The 17,108-nt window shown below is 70.2% G+C and carries 14 protein-coding genes; all 14 read left to right on the top strand.

All coding sequences use genetic code 11. The features are described from left to right. The first annotated feature begins 562 nt into the window (after positions 1 to 562). The 14 genes from J5X86_RS43335 (at position 563) to J5X86_RS43270 (ending at position 17,086) form a co-directional block, all read left to right on the top strand. Complete coding sequence (locus J5X86_RS43335; protein WP_208522115.1) at positions 563 to 1,573, top strand: conjugal transfer protein; 1,011 nt, start codon at positions 563 to 565, stop codon at positions 1,571 to 1,573. Further along, complete coding sequence (locus J5X86_RS43330; protein WP_308124900.1) at positions 1,570 to 1,881, top strand: hypothetical protein; 312 nt, start codon at positions 1,570 to 1,572, stop codon at positions 1,879 to 1,881. The genes J5X86_RS43335 and J5X86_RS43330 overlap by 4 nt, the downstream gene beginning before the upstream one ends. Then, positions 1,878 to 2,483 carry a hypothetical protein gene (locus J5X86_RS43325; RefSeq protein WP_208522114.1) on the top strand — a complete coding sequence of 202 codons (606 nt, stop codon included), beginning with the start codon at positions 1,878 to 1,880 and terminating at the stop codon, positions 2,481 to 2,483. The genes J5X86_RS43330 and J5X86_RS43325 overlap by 4 nt, the downstream gene beginning before the upstream one ends. Then, the gene (locus J5X86_RS43320) at positions 2,483 to 5,158 is read left to right on the top strand and encodes an ATP-binding protein (protein ID WP_208522113.1); all 2,676 of its coding nucleotides are present in this window, start codon (positions 2,483 to 2,485) and stop codon (positions 5,156 to 5,158) included. Before J5X86_RS43325 ends, J5X86_RS43320 begins: the two co-directional genes overlap by 1 nt. Further along, positions 5,155 to 5,532 (top strand): hypothetical protein, encoded by a 378-nt coding sequence (locus tag J5X86_RS43315; RefSeq protein WP_208522112.1) that lies wholly within the window; start codon positions 5,155 to 5,157, stop codon positions 5,530 to 5,532. The genes J5X86_RS43320 and J5X86_RS43315 overlap by 4 nt, the downstream gene beginning before the upstream one ends. A gap of 7 nt (positions 5,533 to 5,539) precedes the next feature. Next, positions 5,540 to 7,441: a hypothetical protein gene (locus J5X86_RS43310; protein WP_208522111.1), complete on the top strand. Its 1,902-nt coding sequence runs from the start codon at positions 5,540 to 5,542 to the stop codon at positions 7,439 to 7,441. A 666-nt stretch (positions 7,442 to 8,107) separates the two neighbouring features. Further along, complete coding sequence (locus J5X86_RS43305) at positions 8,108 to 9,205, top strand: NlpC/P60 family protein (protein WP_208522110.1); 1,098 nt, start codon at positions 8,108 to 8,110, stop codon at positions 9,203 to 9,205. Continuing rightward, the gene (locus J5X86_RS43300; protein ID WP_208522109.1) at positions 9,199 to 9,879 is read left to right on the top strand and encodes a hypothetical protein; all 681 of its coding nucleotides are present in this window, start codon (positions 9,199 to 9,201) and stop codon (positions 9,877 to 9,879) included. Before J5X86_RS43305 ends, J5X86_RS43300 begins: the two co-directional genes overlap by 7 nt. Next, complete coding sequence (locus J5X86_RS43295) at positions 9,861 to 12,515, top strand: ATP/GTP-binding protein (RefSeq protein WP_308124899.1); 2,655 nt, start codon at positions 9,861 to 9,863, stop codon at positions 12,513 to 12,515. Before J5X86_RS43300 ends, J5X86_RS43295 begins: the two co-directional genes overlap by 19 nt. Before the next feature lie 44 nt (positions 12,516 to 12,559). Beyond that, positions 12,560 to 13,456 (top strand): replication-relaxation family protein, encoded by an 897-nt coding sequence (locus tag J5X86_RS43290; protein ID WP_243982974.1) that lies wholly within the window; start codon positions 12,560 to 12,562, stop codon positions 13,454 to 13,456. 337 nt (positions 13,457 to 13,793) lie between these two features. Then, positions 13,794 to 14,636, top strand: a complete 843-nt coding sequence (locus tag J5X86_RS43285; protein WP_208522107.1) for a helix-turn-helix transcriptional regulator — start codon at positions 13,794 to 13,796, stop codon at positions 14,634 to 14,636. Next, complete coding sequence (locus J5X86_RS43280; protein ID WP_208522106.1) at positions 14,633 to 15,418, top strand: SAM-dependent methyltransferase; 786 nt, start codon at positions 14,633 to 14,635, stop codon at positions 15,416 to 15,418. Before J5X86_RS43285 ends, J5X86_RS43280 begins: the two co-directional genes overlap by 4 nt. Positions 15,419 to 15,650: 232 nt before the next feature. After that, complete coding sequence (locus tag J5X86_RS43275; protein WP_208522105.1) at positions 15,651 to 16,205, top strand: hypothetical protein; 555 nt, start codon at positions 15,651 to 15,653, stop codon at positions 16,203 to 16,205. Then, on the top strand, positions 16,163 to 17,086 hold the full coding sequence (locus tag J5X86_RS43270) for an ATP/GTP-binding protein (RefSeq protein ID WP_308124898.1): 924 nt from the start codon (positions 16,163 to 16,165) through the stop codon (positions 17,084 to 17,086). The genes J5X86_RS43275 and J5X86_RS43270 overlap by 43 nt, the downstream gene beginning before the upstream one ends. The last annotated feature ends 22 nt before the right edge of the window (positions 17,087 to 17,108 follow it).

Raw genomic sequence — 17,108 nt, 5'->3', positions numbered from 1 at the left:
TTGAGGACGGGTCTGCTTGGCGATGAGCAGACCCGCGCGCTCTGACCGGATCGGTAGCCAAATCCGGTAGCCAGCAGTCACGTTCGCGTCACGCATGCGGTGGTCGACGTTCTGGTCACGCGCGGACGTTTGCGCAGCCGAGTGATTGCGCAGTCGATTGCGCAGCCGTGGCCGCGAGCCGGGTTGCGCAGCGGTGGCGGTGAGCCGGGTTGCGCAATCGGGAGGAGCGAAGGTCCGGGCCGGCGCGGGAGTGGGCTGCGCAGCGCGTCATCCCTCGGCCCTCGGATGCCTCGGGCCGATCGCGGGCCGGTCATGGGAGGACCCGCGGATCGGCGTTGGCAAAGGAGGACCTGCTCGACGGCCGGCCGTGACTGGGCCGGGCGGAATCAGAACGGGTGGTCCCGGGGCGGTTGGTCAGCGTTGACCGGTTGGTTGACCACGACGTGGCCAGGCGGATGTGACCTGGTTGTAACGGTGGTCAACGGCGGCTGGCCACTGGACCAGTCATGGGCGGCGGGTTGTCTCGAGGCATACGACCGACCGCTTGTGACCTGGAGTTCTCATGCCTGTGTTTCCACGCCGTGAGGCGTCGTCGGAGGCCGGGGTGCCGCCATCCGAGGCGGCTGCCCCGGTTCGGATGTTGCGGGTCCGTCGGTGGGTCCGACTGGGCCAAGTTGTGGTGTGGGGGGCGCTGATCGCCGGCCCGGCCGCGCTGGTGATCATGGCGGCTTCGTCCGAGACGGCGCCGATCATCCACAAGACACCGGTACCGCAACAGGTGCGGTCCGCCGACCCGTCGGGGTTCGCCGAGCTGTTCGTGATGCTGTGGCTGCGCAGTGACAGCCGGAGCGAAGAGAGCGCGGGGGAGCGCCGGCTGCGCGCGATGGCTCCAGGGGTGGATCTGCCCGAGCCCCGTGAGGGTGCGCAGCCGGGTGTCGATCGGGTGGTCGCGGTGCGCAGTGCGCCGCTGTCCCACGGGGCCTGGTCGGTGACGGTGGCTGCGCAAACGGGTGAGCAGGTGCGCTACTTCGCGGTGCCGGTGGTGGCGTCAGGCGACTCCGGATCGGGAGCGTTCGTCGTTGTGGCGGCCCCGGCACGGTTGGCCGGACCGTCGGCGGCGCGGGCCCCGGAGTCCACGTATCGGGTGCCGGTCCCCGAGGGAAGCGAGCTGGCGTCGACGGCGTCGGAGTTCTTGACGGCCTATCTGACCGGAGCGGGTGAGACGGACCGGTACCTGGCGCCGGGAGCGCGGCTGGCACCGGTGGACGGGCCCCGGTATGAGCGGGTGGAGGTCGAGCGGGTCTCGGCCGATGACGCCGCAGTGAAGGGGCCGGTGCCGAAGAACGGCACGGTGGCCCGGATCCAGGTCCAGGTGCGGGCCGTGGATGCGGAAGCCATCTGGCCGTTGGCCTACAGCCTGCGGATGTCGGCGCGGGACGGTCGCTGGGAGGTCGCGTCGGTGGACGCCGGCCCGGAGTCGGCGGGGCACACCCGCGCCCGCGGGGCCGGCATCGTTCTGTCGGCTGCACCGGGCACGGGCCGGTCGTCGCTGGCCGCTGGTGGTGTGTGGTGAGCGGCCCCGTTCTGCTGGCCGGGCAGCTCGACGAGGCGGGAACCGGCTGGCTGGACATGCTCGGCCGCTGGGCCGACAAGGGACTTCCGGTGGCGTTGACATGGATCGTGATCTTGGAGTTGGTGCGGCGGGGGAGCTTGAAGGCCGGGATCGGGGCTCTGCTGGCGATGGCGATTGCCCTGGGGATCTATGCCTCCAAGTTCAGCCTGGCGTCGATCTTCGAAGATGAGGTCAAGAACCCCGCGAAGTCCGCACCCGCCATCACCCGGGTCGTGGACCAGGTACCGCCGGTGGGGAGTTCGCGATGAGCGCCTCGGAGCGGAGGGTCAGCCGGACGTACACCACGGCGCGTCGGCATCCGTGGGTGCTGGGGCGGGTCGGTGACTGGAAGATCCCTTTGGGGCCCTATACGCCGCCGCAGCTGGTGGTGGCCTTCGTCGGCGCCATGCTGCTGATCAAGACGTTCAGCTGGTGGTCGTGGCTGGGGCCGGTGCCGGTGGCGGCGTGGGCCGTGGCGGTCTGGATGGCCCGGCGGGCCCGGATCGGGGGCCGGTCGCCGTGGGCAGCGCTGGCGGGCGTGATCAGTGTGCTGCTCCAGCCGCCTGCCGGGCGCATCGGCGGCCGACCGGCGCGGGATCACCGTCCTCACGTGCTGCTAGGGACGTTCACCATCGAGCCCGCCGCCGCCGGCGTCACGCCGTCGATGCCACGCGCTGCGGTGCTCAGGCGGCCGGCCGGCTCATCGCCGCCGTCGGCGGAACGGAAGAACCGGCGCACACGCCGGGCCGGGCACCGAGCACGCCCCCGGCGAGGTCAAGAGCAGGCCGCTACGGCGCCGCGGACCGCACTGCAGCAGCTGCTGGGCGCCTGCGCATCCGAGGAACAACCGCACAACGGGAGGGGACAGTGATGCGTGTGCCCATCCGGCACCTGGCCGGGCACATTCTGTGGTCCACGCACGGCGGGGTGTGGGGGGTCTGGCGCGTCACCGCGATCGGCGGCCGCTACGTCCCGGATCAGGTCAGGGAGGAAGTGCTGGGCCGGGTGACCTCGCTGGTGCGGTCGCTGACGGGCACGCCGCGGCTGTTCGGGCTGTGCGCGCAGACCGATCCGGCCGAGGTCGCCGAGCAGATGGTCGCCGGAGTCTATTTGGAGCGGTGTCCCGCCTGGGCGCAGACGGTCGAGGCCGGTCTGGATCTGCTGGAAGAGCAGGAGATGCACACCCGGACCCTGTGGCTGGTGGTGCCCTTGTCCGCGTCCGGGGGCGGCCGTGCCGCGGTGTCGGCGGTGGTCGGCTCCGTCTGGGCGGATACGCAAGCCGCCCTCGGTCTGCCGCCGACTTCGGTCGGCCGGACGGAGGTAGATACCTACCGGGAGCGGGCGGACCGGGTGGCGGCCGCGCTGGGCAGCGGGCTGCCCCTGCGGCCGGCCAGCCCCGCGGAGATCGTGTGGATGGTGCAGCACGCCGTGCACCGTGGGATGGACGAGCCGCTGCTGTCCGACGCCGAGACCGACGGCCAGTACGGCGGCCGGGTGCACGACGGGGTACTGCACTCCCCCTCTTACGCCGATCTGGGCCATGCCCGGCTGGCCGAAGGCGGCCGCACCGCCCCGTCCCTGACCGGCATTCATCAGGAGACCGAGACCGAGGCGGAAGAGGAGAAGGCGCCGGGTCTTCGGGGGCGTCGGGCCGCTGCGGGCCGGAAGCCGTGGTGGCGTGCCGCACTCCCCTCTCCGCTGCGGCGCAACTGGCTGCAGGTGGAGGACGAGGCGGGCACCGGGTACCAGGCCCACCTGGTGCTGGCCGAGGTGCCCCCCGCAGTCTCGGAGGACGTCGCGGACTTGTTCGCGCAGCTGGAGAGCCTCCCGTTTCCGGTGGACTTCCTGGTCGAGCTGGAGATCCTCAGCGCGGACCGGGCCAAGGAGCAGCTGCGGAAGAAGAAGAACGAGCTGGTCGACCAGGCCGACCAGTGGGACGCGAAGCCGAGCGGGATGCCCAGCTCGCTGCCGAGCGCGGCCCAGGACCTGGGCGAGGAGGATGTGCGGCTGTCACGGTCCAGCGCGGAGGTCGAGGTCCAGCCGGTCACGGTGCTGACGGTCTGGGGCCGGGAGGCCGAGACCTGTGATGCGCGGGCCCGCGCGCTGACGGGGCTGCTGCGGGGCGCGGACTACCGGGCAGTGCGGGCGGTGGGGCTGCAGGAGCGGCTGCTGACCTTCGGTCTGCCGGGTGCGTCCTGGCCGCCGAATATCCGGCGGGAGTGGCGGCAGGTCCAGCTCGCCGAGGACTGGGCCATGAGCGGGGCGGTCACGGACACCGCGGTGGGCGACCGACGCGGCGCGCTGATCGGGATCGATCTGGACTGCGGCACCGTGCGCCCGGTCCTGGTCGACGTCGCCGACGCGCCGCAGCAGCAGGCGTCCGCGTCGGTGGGGGTCATCGGGGACCTGGGCAGCGGAAAGTCCGTCCTGGAGAAGCTGTTGACCATCTCGGTGGTCGACCGTGGGGACCGGGCGATCGTGATTGACCGCACGCCGGTGCGCGAGTGGGCCGCGTTCGCCGAGGCTGCCGCTCCGGACACCTGCCAGGTGATTGACGCGGCTACGGCGAGGATGTCGATCGACCCGCTGCGGATCTTCGAGGGTCCCACCGGCGCCCATTACGCGATGAGCTATCTGGCCCTGCAGTTGGGGATTGGGCCGATGACCACGACGGGAGCCGTGCTGCACCGGGCCGTCGAGGAGGCGGCCGCTGCCCCCGCCCCGTCCATGGCCGCGGTCCTGACCGCGCTGGCGGCCATGTCCGACTCCGAGGAGGCGGGCCCGGCACGCCGCGATGCGGCTCAGACACTCACCGATCTGCTGCAGATCGTCGTGGCCAACCCGCTGGCCGACATGGTCTTCGATCCCGAGCTGCCTCCGCTGCGTCTGGACGCTCCCGGGCATGACCTGGTGGTGATCACCACGGCCGGGCTGACTTTGCCGCCGATGGAAGCGTTCGCTCAGCCCGAAGTGTTGCGGCAGCAGCCGCTGGAGGCGTTGATCGGCCGGGCCGTGATGTATCTGATCGCGGCGATCGCCCGGCAGGCCGCGTTCACCGACCCCTCGCGGTTCTGCCAGATCGTCATGGACGAGTGCTACTGGCTCACCAGCAGCGCCGAAGGCCGCGCCCTGGCGCACGAGATCACCTACGACGGCCGCAAGCACAACGCGGCCGGGATCTTCGGCGCCCCCGACGAAGCGCATCTGCACGACGTCAGCGGACTGCTGGCGTACAAGGCCCTGGGCCGCACCACCGATCCGGCCCGGGCACGTCGCGGGCTGGAGTTCCTCGGCCTCAACCCGGAGGACGAGGATCTGGTGCGGCTGGTGACCACCGGCCTGTCCCCGGTCGGGAAACCGGGCCGGGAGGGGGAGATGCTGCTGCGGTTTCCCTCCATGCAGGTGGGCCGAGTCAAGGTCATCGTGCCTGCTGTGGACCGCATCCTGGAGCAGATCTTCACCACCCCCGGTGATCTGCCCGGCCGGCGCGTCGACCTGCGCAAGCCGGAACCAGCCACCGCCCCGGCCGCGGGGAGGCAGGCGTGAAACCGCTCAAGCGCGCACGCGCGACGCAGCGCGGCCGGGTCGCGGTCTCGGTCGCCGTCCTGGTGCTGCTGACCGTGGCCGGGGGTGCTCTGGCCTGGGGCCTGCTGTCCGGGACCGAGGCCCTGCTGGATGGCGCACTCCCCCACACCGGCAAGGCGTTCAGCCCCACCGCCACCGCGCCCCAGGACGGGCCTGTGCCTGAGGTGACGGACAGTTGCAGCCCCTCCCCCGCGACGCCGGGTCCGGAGGGCTGCCATGAGCCGCTGCCCGGCGAGAGTACCGGCGCCGACCCTGCCGGGCCGTGGTGGGTGATGCTGTTGCTGCCCGCCGGTCTGGGGCTGCTGGTCTACGCGGTATCCGGACGCCGGCGGTGATGGGCCCGTGAGGCGGCTTGACCGGGGCACGCTACGGGCGACCGGATTCGTGGCGCTGATCACCGCCGTGTTCGTGATCGTCAACACTTCGGTCGCCACCGCGGCGGACGGTAAAGGGGAGGGCGGCGGCGGGCTGTTAGCTCCACTGAACATCCGCACCGGCGAAGGCGCCCCGCTGAACCGATACGAGCTCGGCGCCGACGGCGGGAAAGTGACCAACGTCGGCGGACAGGTGCGCACTCTGCTGCTCGGCGGGCTGTTCACGCTGGTGCGGCTGATGGTCGGCCTGAGCTGCTGGCTCATCAAGACCGCACTCGACTTTCCGCTGCTCAAGCTCTTGCTCCGGCCCGCGCAGCAGGTGGCCGACGAATACAACAAGATCGTCGTGGACACCCTCGGTCTCAAAGGACTGCTGCTGTCCTGGGCGTTCGTGTTCGGGCTGATCCTCTTCCAGCGCGGCAAGGTCGGCCGCGGGCTCGGGGAGATCGTGCTGACCCTGGTGATCGCGGCGATCGCCGCCAGCAGCCTGATCCGCCCCGACTACCTGCTGGGTCACAACGGGCCACTGGAGCAGACGCACCAGGCCGCCATGGAGGTCACCCAGATCACGGTGGACAGCCACTGGGGAAAGGGCAGCAGCGATGACCCGTGCGACATGGTCATGGGGCCCATCCAGGACGCGTGCAAAAAGACCGACGTCCATGCCGCCTCGGTCGCCCAGCCCATCCAGAACGTGCTCACCGACGTCCTGGTCGTCAAGCCCTACCAGCTGCTGCAGTACGGCCGGATCCTCGACCCGAAAGACCCCGGCGACAAGAAGGCATACGCCGCCCACCTGAAGTGGGTGCGGGGCAAGGAGTACGACACCGCGGCCAAGCGCGCCGAGCGGGAGAAGGTCTGCAAGGCCGAGCCCGCCCCAATGACCGGCCGGGCCCTGGAGTACTGCCTGCGGGGCGAGAGCCGCCGGGAGGCGACACTCCATGAGATCGGCGACACTATCAAGCTCAAAGTCGATCCGCTGAGCGCGCTCAACCCCTCGGAGGTCGACTTCGACGACTTCTTGAAGGACCTGGAGGACGCCGGGGACACCGGGAAAGCGGCCGCCGCGTACGCCGAGAACCCGACGTGGGACCGGGTCGGCGCGGTGCTGCTGTTGCTCATCGCGGTCATCCTCATCACCGCCCTGGCCAGCACCATGGCCCTGGTCCTGCTCGGCGCCCAGGGCGCCGACGTCGGCGCGGCCGCGGTCGGCGGCGTCGCCCTGGTCTGGGGCATGCTGCCCGGCCCCAGCCGCATGGTCGTCTGGCGGTGGGCGTCCATCTTCCTCGTCTCCGTCCTGTTGATGTTCGTCACCGCCGGCTTCCTGCCCGCTTTCGGGATCGGCGTGGATGCGGTGCTGACGGACGGACCGGACCTGATGGTCGAGCGGCTGCTCCTTGTCGACGCCCTGGCGCTGGCGGCCCTCGCCTTCCACCGCCGTCTGCTGCGAGGCGCCAGCGAGTTCGGGTCCCGCATGGCGATGCGCATGCGCTACGCCAAAGTCGGCGGCACGCATCTGCCCGGGGACACCTCCGAGATCGGCGCGGCCCTGGCCATGCACGGCTCGACCAGCTTCGGGCGATCGCCGGGGCTGATGGCCCTCGGCGGCGGATCACCGGCGCACGCTGCCCTGGGCATGCGCCACAAGCTCCTCAACAACGTGATGGCCCTGACCGACGGGACCGGTATGCCCGTCGACTCCGGGCAGTTGCTGGGGGATGCCGCCGCCGAAGCACGCCCGCGGCCTGGCTCCCGCCCTCATCGCGGGCCGTCTCGCCTTCGGGGGCGCCTATGGTCTGCTGATCGGCCGCCGCCCGGACGACGCCAAGCTCGACCGGTGGCGCAAGCCCACCGCCGCAGGCAACGGTGACGGCGAAGGCTCTGCGGAAGGCGGGGACGAGACGGGCTCGGGCCGGGGCGGCACCGCGCGGATGATCGCCGACCGGCGCACCGGGGAGGTTCTGTACGACCCCAGGGACGGGCGGACGCTGCTGGGCACCCGGGTCCACAACCGCATGGTGCGCTTCCGCGGATACCGCATCGCCCGGCGGGCCGGGCGCCTGTCCTACTACTCCACCTACGGACTGCCCGCGACCATCTCCCGTGGCCGCGGCCGAGCCAGCCGGGCGACGCAGGACGCCCGCACTCAGCTGCGGGTCTACGGCAACCAGGTGCGCACCGATGGCCAGAGCTGGGAGCCGGTCGGCCGGGCGGTGGACCGGGCCGGGCAGCGGGCCGCCACGACCGCGCAGGTCTACGGTCCGGCTGCATCGGCCGCCGTACGCCGCGGCGTCACGACGACCGCCACGGCCGCTGTCCTGGCGACTTCGCCGAACCGCCCGCACTCGCACATCGGAGGCTCGCGGCCCGCCGCCTCCTCCAGCGCCGGTGTCGATCCGCGCCGTGAGGCCCGCCGGCGGATCCTCGACTCCCTGATGCAGGCCCAGCGCTCCGCCTGGGAGCGGCGGCCCCGCTGGGGCGGCCGCGGTGACCAGGACGGTGACGACTCGTGAAACGGAAAATGGGGTGCCTGGGGATGATCCTGTTCGTCGCGCTGGTGTGCTGCGCGGGGCCGATGACGATGTCGATGTCGGCGTCCTCCGGCTCGGGCGGGACCGCGGCCAACACGACGGCGGCAGGCGCTGACATCCCGGCCCGCATGCTCACCGCCTACATCGCGGCCGCCGAGAACGTCCGGTCCTACCGGCCCCGGTGCCGGGGGATGCAGTGGCAGGTCCTGGCCGGCATCGCCAAGGTCGAGTCCGGACATGCGGCCGGACGCACAGTCAGCTCCGACGGTGATGTCCGCCCGCGCATCCTGGGCCCGCAGCTCGACGGCTCCGGGGCGGGCGGCAACACCACACCAGTGCCGGACACCGACCGCGGCCGGTGGGATGGAGATCCGGACGGCGAACGTGCCGTCGGCCCCTTCCAGTTCCTGCCCTCCACCTTCCGCAACGTCGGCAAGGACGGCAACGACGACAGGGCGAGGGACCCCCACAACGTCGACGACGCGGCGCTGAGCGCGGCGGTGTACCTGTGCGGCAGCGGACCGGGCCGTGATCTGACTCAGCAGCGGCAACTGGAGACGGCCATACGCTCTTACAACCACTCGGCTGCCTATGTCGCCGACGTGATGGAGTGGATCAGCCGCTACAAGACCACCGGCACGACCGCGTCGGTCAAGGGAGTCACCGGCAAGGCCCGGACGGTCCTGGCAGCCGCGCTCAGCCAGCGTGGGATGCCGTACTCCTGGGGTGGCGGATCCGTCAACGGCCCCTCCTACGGGATCTGCTGCAGCCCAGGCGGATCGTCCGGGGAACGCATCCGGGGATTCGACTGCTCGGGACTGACCAGCTACGCCTACGCCCAAGCAGGGATCACCCTGCCGCGGACCGCCACCGCACAGGCCGGCGTGGGACGCCGTATCCCCGCTTCCGCCGGGGTGAAGGCACTTCAGCCAGGCGACCTGGTGTTCTACGGCTACGTGCCCACGTCGGACGGCACCATCCACCACGTCGGCATCTACCTCGGCAACGGCAAAATGATCAATGCCCTGCGACCAGGCACGAAGGTGCAGGTCGACCCGGTGAGCGTCATGTCCGACTACGCCGGAGGAGCCCGGCCATGGTGACCTCGACCAGGAAGAAGGCTCATTCACGCAAGCGCCTCTCCATCCGTGAGGGGACGGCTCACAGGTCCCGCAGGTCTGTCCTGGCGACGCTGAGCGCGGCGGCCGTTCTGGCCCTGGTCGGCAGCGTGCTGCTGATCCAGGGCGACAGCACCGACAGCCAGGCACCCGCTCAGCCCAGCGCTCGCTCGATCCCACGGAAGCCCTACTCGCCATCGGCGGGTTCGGCCGCGCCACGGCGCTCGACGGGTCCGACGCTGCGCGAGCACGGCACGCGGAGCGAAGCCGCCCCGACCGGACACGAGGTGCTGCCGCCGCCCGGCGAAGGGCCCGCCGGAGATACCGCTGTCCAGCAAGCGCTCGACCGTTCCTCCCCTCCCGACCTTTCCCCGGAGACCGAGCGGCGCCTGGTCCGGCTCGGGCGCGCGGTGTGGACGGCGGAGGTCACCGGCCGCGGCAGGCAGCGCTGGCCCGACTACTTCCCCGACGCAGAGGTCCGCTCCTACCGCGACTTCCGTATTCAGGCCGCTATCGCCCGTCGCGCAGGGAGCCGACGGGTGGTGGTGCACCTGGTATGGGCCGGTGCCTCCCCGTCCGGGATCGGCGACGCCGACAACCGCACGGCACGGGTGTTCCTCACCCGGGATGGAGGCAACAGGTGGACACCGTCACGCTGATGGCCAGCACACTGACCGGCGCACCGTCTGACATGCGGCACGCTGCCAGCGCACTGGAAACCTCGGCCGGCGTCGTGGGGTGGGTGTTGGACCAGTGGCTGTGGCTGACGCTGGCCGCGCTGCTGCTGTACGGCGTGGGCGACTGGATCGAACGACGCCTTGCGGACCGGGCCACCGGCCGGCGCATGGCCGTCGAGTTGGTGCCATCCCGGCGCTTTGATCCCTCTCCTGAGGAGATCTTCCGTTACGGGGCGCAGCTGTCGCGGGCGGCAGTGGCCGGCCCGTGGTGGACTCCACGGCGTGCCAAAGCGGTGCGGGTTCGGATGCGCGCGGATGGTTCACGGCCGTTGTCGTATCGGGTGGAGGGTCCGGCCAGTGCGGTCCATCTGCTGCGTACCACTCCATATGGGGCGGTTCGCTGCGAGAAGATCGCGCCCGTTGTCCGCGACAAACGGCGCCTGTTCACCGTCAGGGCCCAGTTCGCGCTGCATGGAGGGGCGGGCGCCCGGCTCCGCGAGGTGCCGCTGGCGCCGGATCCGCTGCAGCCGCTGGTGGATGCGGTCGCCGACCTGCGCGCCGAGCTGGGGGATCTGGCGGAGGTGTGTCTGGATCTGCAGCCAGCGCCTCGCTGGCAGCTCAAGACGCGCCGCTGGCAGGTGATCCAGACCGCTCGCCAGGCAGAGCGCCGCGAAGCGCGTCGAGCGGCGCGGTGGATGCATCAGGATGCTCGTGAGGCAGAGGACTCTGTCGCCTTCCAGCTATCGCGTTTGCTGACGCCGGGCAGGGAAGCCCGGGAGAGCTACTCACCACGGCGGATGGTGATGCCGCCCACTCCGCGGCGCGTCGACCGGGAGCGGGTGCTGGGCAAGTTGGCTGAGGATGCGCATCTGGTGCGTGTCCAGCTGATGGTGCGCTGTTCCTCGAATACGGTTGGCCGAGCTGAACGCCGGATGCGGCAGATCCACGCTGCGCTCGACGTCTTCTCCGCCCGGACGCGCTTTGCGTGGATGGGAAAGCTGTGGGGGCCGATCCGTATCGGCCCGGACCGGCCGCCATGGCGCAAGGTGTTCGATCACCGGTGGCGCACCGGGCAGATGCGGCCGCCGCATACCAACTGGGTTCACTTCGAGGAGCTCGCCGGGCTGCTGAAGCCTCCGACTGCGCACTGTCGGCTGCCGCTGATGCCCCGTGACGTGCCGACCTTCCGTCTGGGGAATCCTGAGCTGCTGCTGCAGGGCTGGCACCGCGGTCCGGACGGCCGGTGGCGGCTGCTGGCTACCCGTGAGCAGGAGACGCTGTTCGAGGTCGCGATCGGCAAGGCCGGTGGCGGCAAGACCGAGCGCGCTTTGTGTCAGGCGGTGGGGCTGGCGCATGCCGGACACGGGCTGCTGTACATGGACCCGCACGGGGACTCCTGGAAGCGGGCCGCTCCGTTCCTCGCCGTCGAGGAGGTCATGGCGCGGATCGCGCGGATCGACTTGGCCGTCACCAGCCCGCAGGCGCGGCTGGGCTGCTGGAACCCGTTGGGCATGGATCGCGGGCAGCTGGCACATGAGGTGGCGGCGGCTGTATCGGACGCTCTGGCGTCCGCTCTGGGCTGGAACGACGTCACCGCTCCGCGTGCCATCACCATCGCGACCAAAGCAGTGCAGGCCCTGGTTACCGTCAACGGTGCCGCCTGCCGAGCGCGGATGGCCGGCTGCCAGGCGACGATCTTCCACATCCGGCCGCTTCTGAGTGATCCCGTCTTCCGCGAGGCGGTCGTGGGGATCCTTGATGAGGAACAGGCTGCCTGGTGGCGCACTTCCTTCCTCGCGATCCCTGCCGACGCGTTGCCCACGGTGCTCAACCCCTTGGACCGGCTCGCCTCCAATCCGGTCACCCGGGCCATGCTCGGCAGTCCGGTAGGGGCCTACGACATCCGGGCCGCCATGGACCGCCGGATGGTCGTGTGGGTCTGTCCGGCCGGCAATGGCCCAACCGACCGACTGCTGGTGGCGCTCCTTGTCCGTGACCTCCTGCGAGCTGGGCTGTCCCGACGTGATCTGGACGAACGTCAGCGCGTTCCGTTCCACGCCTACCTGGACGAGCTCATCTCCCTGGACGGGGCCGCGGACAGCAGCATCGCCGAGATCCTCGAGCAACTGAGGAAGTTCCGCGTGCGCGTCCACGGCATGACCCAGCTGCTGCAGCGGCTGAGTGGTGCGGTCCGCGGATCGCTCCTGCAGAACTCCTCCACCTTGTCCACCACCGCCGGGTCCTTGGAGGCGATCCGGTTCATCACCAATGAGTGGGGCGATCAAGTTGACCCCGTCGAGGTCACGGAGCTTGAGCGCTATCACCACTACATCAGCCTCACCGTCGACGGACGCCGTGTCGGGCCGCTGCAGATGCGCGGGCCCGAGCTGCACGAGACCTTCCGCCGACTGGCCCGTCCCCACGACGTGCCCGCGTTGAACCGCGCCGCGGATGACATGGCGGCGGCTCGACCTATCGGTGAGCTGATCTCCGTCGCCAATCACCAGAAACAGCAGGTGCTCGACTTCCTCACCCGCTCGGCACCTGCCGCGGCCACCACTACCTCTTCCAGCTCGGATCCTGACGAGACCGCAACATCACCCCGGAGCTTCCAATGACCTCATCCGCGTTTGAGCAGCAGTCTCCGCACCTCAGGGAGTCCATGGACACGCTCGCGCACCGCACCCTCGCGGCGCTGGCCCAGCACCGCATGGTGGACACCCGGCAGTTGCAGGTCATGCTCCTGCCCAGCACGCGCCAACGGCTGTCTGCCGCCTTGAACACCCTCCGCAAGGAGCACCTGGTCGACTGCATCACCTTGCCGAGGACGAACCGGCTTCGTGCCTGGTATCTCACCCAGGCCGGTGCGCGGGCCACCGAGGGCTGGCCGGAGTTGCGAGACCGGCCCCGGCATCCGGTCACAGGCAAGACGGTGGCATCGCTCATCGCCGCCCACACCCGCGCGGTGGTGGACACCCACCTTGCCTTCGCCACAGATGCCCGGGCGCGAGGGGATGACCACGGGCCGTGGGACTGGTCGCCGGAGACCACGCACCACCTCGCCGAGGGCGACCTGCTGAAGGCCGATGCGCTCTTGCACTACGGGGCCGCCTCGCTGCAGGGCACGCGGGTGCAGCTCCAGGCTTTCGTCGAGGTCGATCGCGCAACCGGGAGCAGTGGAAAGCTCGCGAGCAAGTTGATCAAATACGCGCGGTTCTACGCCCACACCCCGCTGCCACCAGGCCGCCGCAGCGCCGCGCATCAGCCGACCACCGCGCCCACCTGGCAGCGCTGGTACCCGGTCTTCCCGAGGCTGCTCTTCGTGCTCTCCAATGCGGGGGCCGCCTCCCACCAGCACCGGATCGAGGATCTCCAGGCCATGGCCACGGAGCATCCGCTGGTCGCCCGCATGGCGAGCAGGGTGCCGCTCGGCGCTGCGGTTCTGTCCGATCTCGAAGAGCACGGGCCTGGAGCACCGGTGTGGACGCGCCTGGCTGGCCCTCCGGAACGCTGGCGCACACACGAATCGGCCGATCGGTGCGCCTGGACAGACCTGTGACCGCGCCGCGGGCACCGGCGCGCGGGCGCTTGGCCTGCTGGCGGTCCCTCCGCGGCCGGAGCACGAGGCCGCTTGGCCGGCGACGTACCTGGTGTCGCACCGACCGCAGTCGGAGCCGCCCGGCGTATAGCCTCCACGACCGCAAAGCGGCCCGACTGGGCTGTGCTGTCCGCGAGTTGAGGCATCAGAGGTGTCACGAACCCGGCGCGTCGCTTGCCCTGCGTAGCGGAGTGACCACTACCATCACATGAGTCACAGCCGAGTCGCGGAATGCGATTCGCAAATCTCGATGCGCGTAGGCACGACGTGCGGGGCCACCGGCAGGGATAGGAGTGACGTGTCCGAGGACAGTCCGGCGATACTGCGCAGGGTGCTGGCCAAGCACCTGCAGACGCTGCGGGAGCGGGCGGGCCGTAGCTTCGCTCAGGCAGCTGGCCGGCTCGGGCTGCATCACACCACCATCCGGCGGATGGAGCAGGGGCTCGGCAGGCCCCCGCGGCCGCCGGATCTGCGGGAGCTGCTGTCGTTCTACGGTGCTGACGCGGGGGAAGTCAGCGCGCTGGTGGAGCTGGCGGAGAGGGCGTCGGGCCGGAACTGGTGGGACTCGTACGGCTTGTCCGAATCGATGGCGGACTGCGTCATGTTGGAGGGCGGTGCCACCCGGATCAGGGCCTACGCGCCGTGGGAGGTGCCCGCCCTGCTGCAGACGGAGGACTACGCCCGCGCTCTGGACCCCGGCCCCGATCCTGACCGGCAGCTCGATCTCCTCAAGCGGCGCCAGGCCGTGCTGGAGGATGACGCCGGGCCGCTGCTGTGGGTGGTGCTGGACGAGCCGGTACTGCACTGGCAGATCGGAAGCGCCGGCATCATGGCCGACCAGCTGACGTACCTGCTGGAGATGGCGGCCCATCCGCGCGTCGACCTCCGGATAGTGCCGTACGACGCCGGCCCCTCGCCCGCGGCGCGCGCCGGGGCCTGCTGTGTCTACCGCCTGCGCCTACGCGAGCTGCCGGACATCGTCTGCGTCCAGCAACTCGACGACCTCAGCTTCGTGAACAAACCCTCAGCCGTCGCGCACTACACCGCGGTCCTGGACCAGACCGTCGGGAAGGCCACGCGCCGCGGAGAGCAGACGCGCCTCCTGCTCGAGCGGATCCAAGACCACTGGAGAGCAGCATGACCGATGACACCGCGCACGGGGCGCGGTTATATGCACACTTCCTGGGGGACCAAAGAGACGACTGGCCCGGTGATCTCACCCTGGCCCAGCGAATAGAGCAGCGAGTACCCAACGTAGGGCTCATCGCGCGCAACCAGCGCAAATTCATCATGCGGGCGGTGGCTGCTCTCGCTGGTTACGGCATCCGGCAGTTCCTCGATATCGGCTCCGGGCTCGCCCACTCCCCCAACGTGCACGAAGTGGCGCAGGCGGCCGATCCTGCCTGCCGGGTGGTCTACGTCGACCAGGACGCGGTAATCACCGCGAACCAGCAGGCGTCATTCGCCGTGGATGACCGGGTCCGCCACCTCACCGCAGACGTCCGCGATCCCGACGCGATCGTGCAGGCCCCGGCCGTGCGGGAGTTCATCGATTTCGAAGAGCCAGTCGGGCTATTGCTGGCGTCGGTCTTCCTGTTCGTCCCCGACGACGCGAACCCGGCCGGGATCATCAAACGCCTGGTCAGCACGCTTCCATCCGGCAGCTACGTGGCCTTCAGCCAGGGCACCTACGACTACGACGACGAGCGGCGCCCGGTGCACAACCTGACGCGGATGTATGCCGAGGGCGGGGTGATCGTGACCCCGCGGGACAAGGCCACCATCGCCGGATTCCTCGACGGAGCGGGCCTGGCCGTGCTCGCCCCCGGCATCGTGGCCACCAACCGCTGGAGAGCCGAGGACACCCGGCCGGGTGCGGAGACCGACTCCTGCATCCACGCCGCCCTCGCGTACAAGCCGTAACGGTCCCCGGCCTGAACCTTCAGGATGACCGGCTCATGACAGCAAACAAGGGAAACAGCATGTTCTGCTCAGCTCTCTCCACATTTCCTCCCCGAGCGCGCGGCCCGGGGATCTGCTGGCTCCGCCCGCCATCGTCCGCACTCGCCCAGGAGGTCCTGTGACAGCTCCACGTTCATCCGCCCGCCCCACAGTTCACTGCGGCCGGACGGCCCGGATCGCACGGTACGGGGCGATGACGATCGCGGTCGGCGTGGCGCTGTCCGTTTCGTCCTGTAGCGGCGATGACAAGGCATCGGGCGAGTCCAAGCGCTCGTCCACGCCCGCTGCATCGGCCCCGGAGCCCTCGAAGTCGTCGGCCAGCTCCGATCCGCAGGCTGCCGACAAGCGCGACGTTCTTGAGGCGTACCGGAGCTACTGGAGCGAACAGGTCAAGGCGTACTCGAAAGCGAGCGTCAAAGGCACTGACCTCGACAAATACGCCAGCGCCGACGCTCTGGGGCGGGCTGAGGGCGACGTGTTGAGCCTGCAGAAAGCCGGAGTGGTAACCAGGGGCAAGCCGACCAGCGACCCGGAAGTCACGGGGATCGACATGGACCGGCAAGTCCCCCGGGCGACGATCAACGACTGCCTTGATGTCTCCAAATGGATCAGCGTCAACCGCAAATCCGGAAAAACAGTGCCTCCTGCGAAGGGGCAGCTCAAGCGCTATACGACCACCATCAAAGCCGAGAAGTGGGGGAAGCAGTGGACGATGCTCAAAGTCACCTCCAAGGCGCGCACCTGCTGAAGAGCCTGACTTCCATCGCCGCTCCCGCTCTGCTCGCCGCTGCGCTACTACCGGCGGAAGCGCACGCAGAAGATTCCGTAGGCAATGGCCTGTGTGGCGGGACCCACTCCTGGGTGAGTGTCTGCGCGACCGACCCCGGCTCGCCCGGGTCCGACGCATCTCAGGACCGGCCCGCCAAGCCGCGCAAAGGTGACAAGAATCAGAAGGCAAACTTCCAGTCCTGTGTGGTGAAGAAGCTCGACCCGCAACCGCCGGCCGGGAGCGCAATCTGGGAAGGCCACGATCCAGGCGACGGCGCCGTCTACAGGCGTGCCTGCGTCTTCGATGCGGCTTCTTCCCCGGTCACCGCCGGTGTGCCGCTGCCCGGCCAAACGTTCTGGTCTGCCACGCCGCCGGCCGCCACCGGCCCGGATCCGGCCCAGCTGGCGCAGCAGGCGGTGGACAAGATGCTGCTGAAGGGGCCGGACATCGTCACCCCGGACGCGGCCGGGCGGTGGACGGTGGGAGTGCCGGTGTGGATGCACGCCGGCAGGTCACCGGCGACCTACGGGCCGACCTCGGCGACGGCGACGGCCGGGGCGGTGACGGTGACCGCCACCGCCAAGGTCTCGAGCATCAAGTGGCAGATGGGCGACGGGTCCACCGTGACCTGCACGGGGGCAGGCACGCCGTACCGGAAGGCGTACGGGAAGCGGACCTCGCCGGACTGCGGCCACACCTATGCGCAGACCTCCGCGTCCAGGCCCGGCAAGAAGTACACGGTGACCGCGACCGCGACCTGGGCTGTGGAGTGGAACGGCGGCGGTCAGTCAGGGGAGCTCACGGAGATCCGGGAGTCCCAAGTCCAGGTGTCGGTCGGGGAGCTACAGGCTCTCGGCTGAGGCCGGTGTCGGAAGGACGGAG

Origin of the sequence: Streptomyces sp. NEAU-YJ-81 (assembly GCF_017592595.1) — a bacterium.
GTDB lineage: Bacteria > Actinomycetota > Actinomycetes > Streptomycetales > Streptomycetaceae > Streptomyces > Streptomyces hygroscopicus_B.
Note: the sequence above shows the minus strand (reverse complement) of the source record. Positions and strands in the feature narration are given on the sequence as shown.

Coding starts and splice junctions, on each gene's coding strand:
- J5X86_RS43300 (WP_208522109.1), top strand. CDS start 9,199: ATGGTGACCTCGACCAGGAAGAAGGCTCATTCACGCAAGCGCCTCTCC.
- J5X86_RS43335 (WP_208522115.1), top strand. CDS start 563: ATGCCTGTGTTTCCACGCCGTGAGGCGTCGTCGGAGGCCGGGGTGCCG.
- J5X86_RS43280 (WP_208522106.1), top strand. CDS start 14,633: ATGACCGATGACACCGCGCACGGGGCGCGGTTATATGCACACTTCCTG.
- J5X86_RS43305 (WP_208522110.1), top strand. CDS start 8,108: ATGATCCTGTTCGTCGCGCTGGTGTGCTGCGCGGGGCCGATGACGATG.
- J5X86_RS43290 (WP_243982974.1), top strand. CDS start 12,560: ATGGACACGCTCGCGCACCGCACCCTCGCGGCGCTGGCCCAGCACCGC.
- J5X86_RS43325 (WP_208522114.1), top strand. CDS start 1,878: ATGAGCGCCTCGGAGCGGAGGGTCAGCCGGACGTACACCACGGCGCGT.
- J5X86_RS43275 (WP_208522105.1), top strand. CDS start 15,651: ATGACGATCGCGGTCGGCGTGGCGCTGTCCGTTTCGTCCTGTAGCGGC.
- J5X86_RS43320 (WP_208522113.1), top strand. CDS start 2,483: ATGCGTGTGCCCATCCGGCACCTGGCCGGGCACATTCTGTGGTCCACG.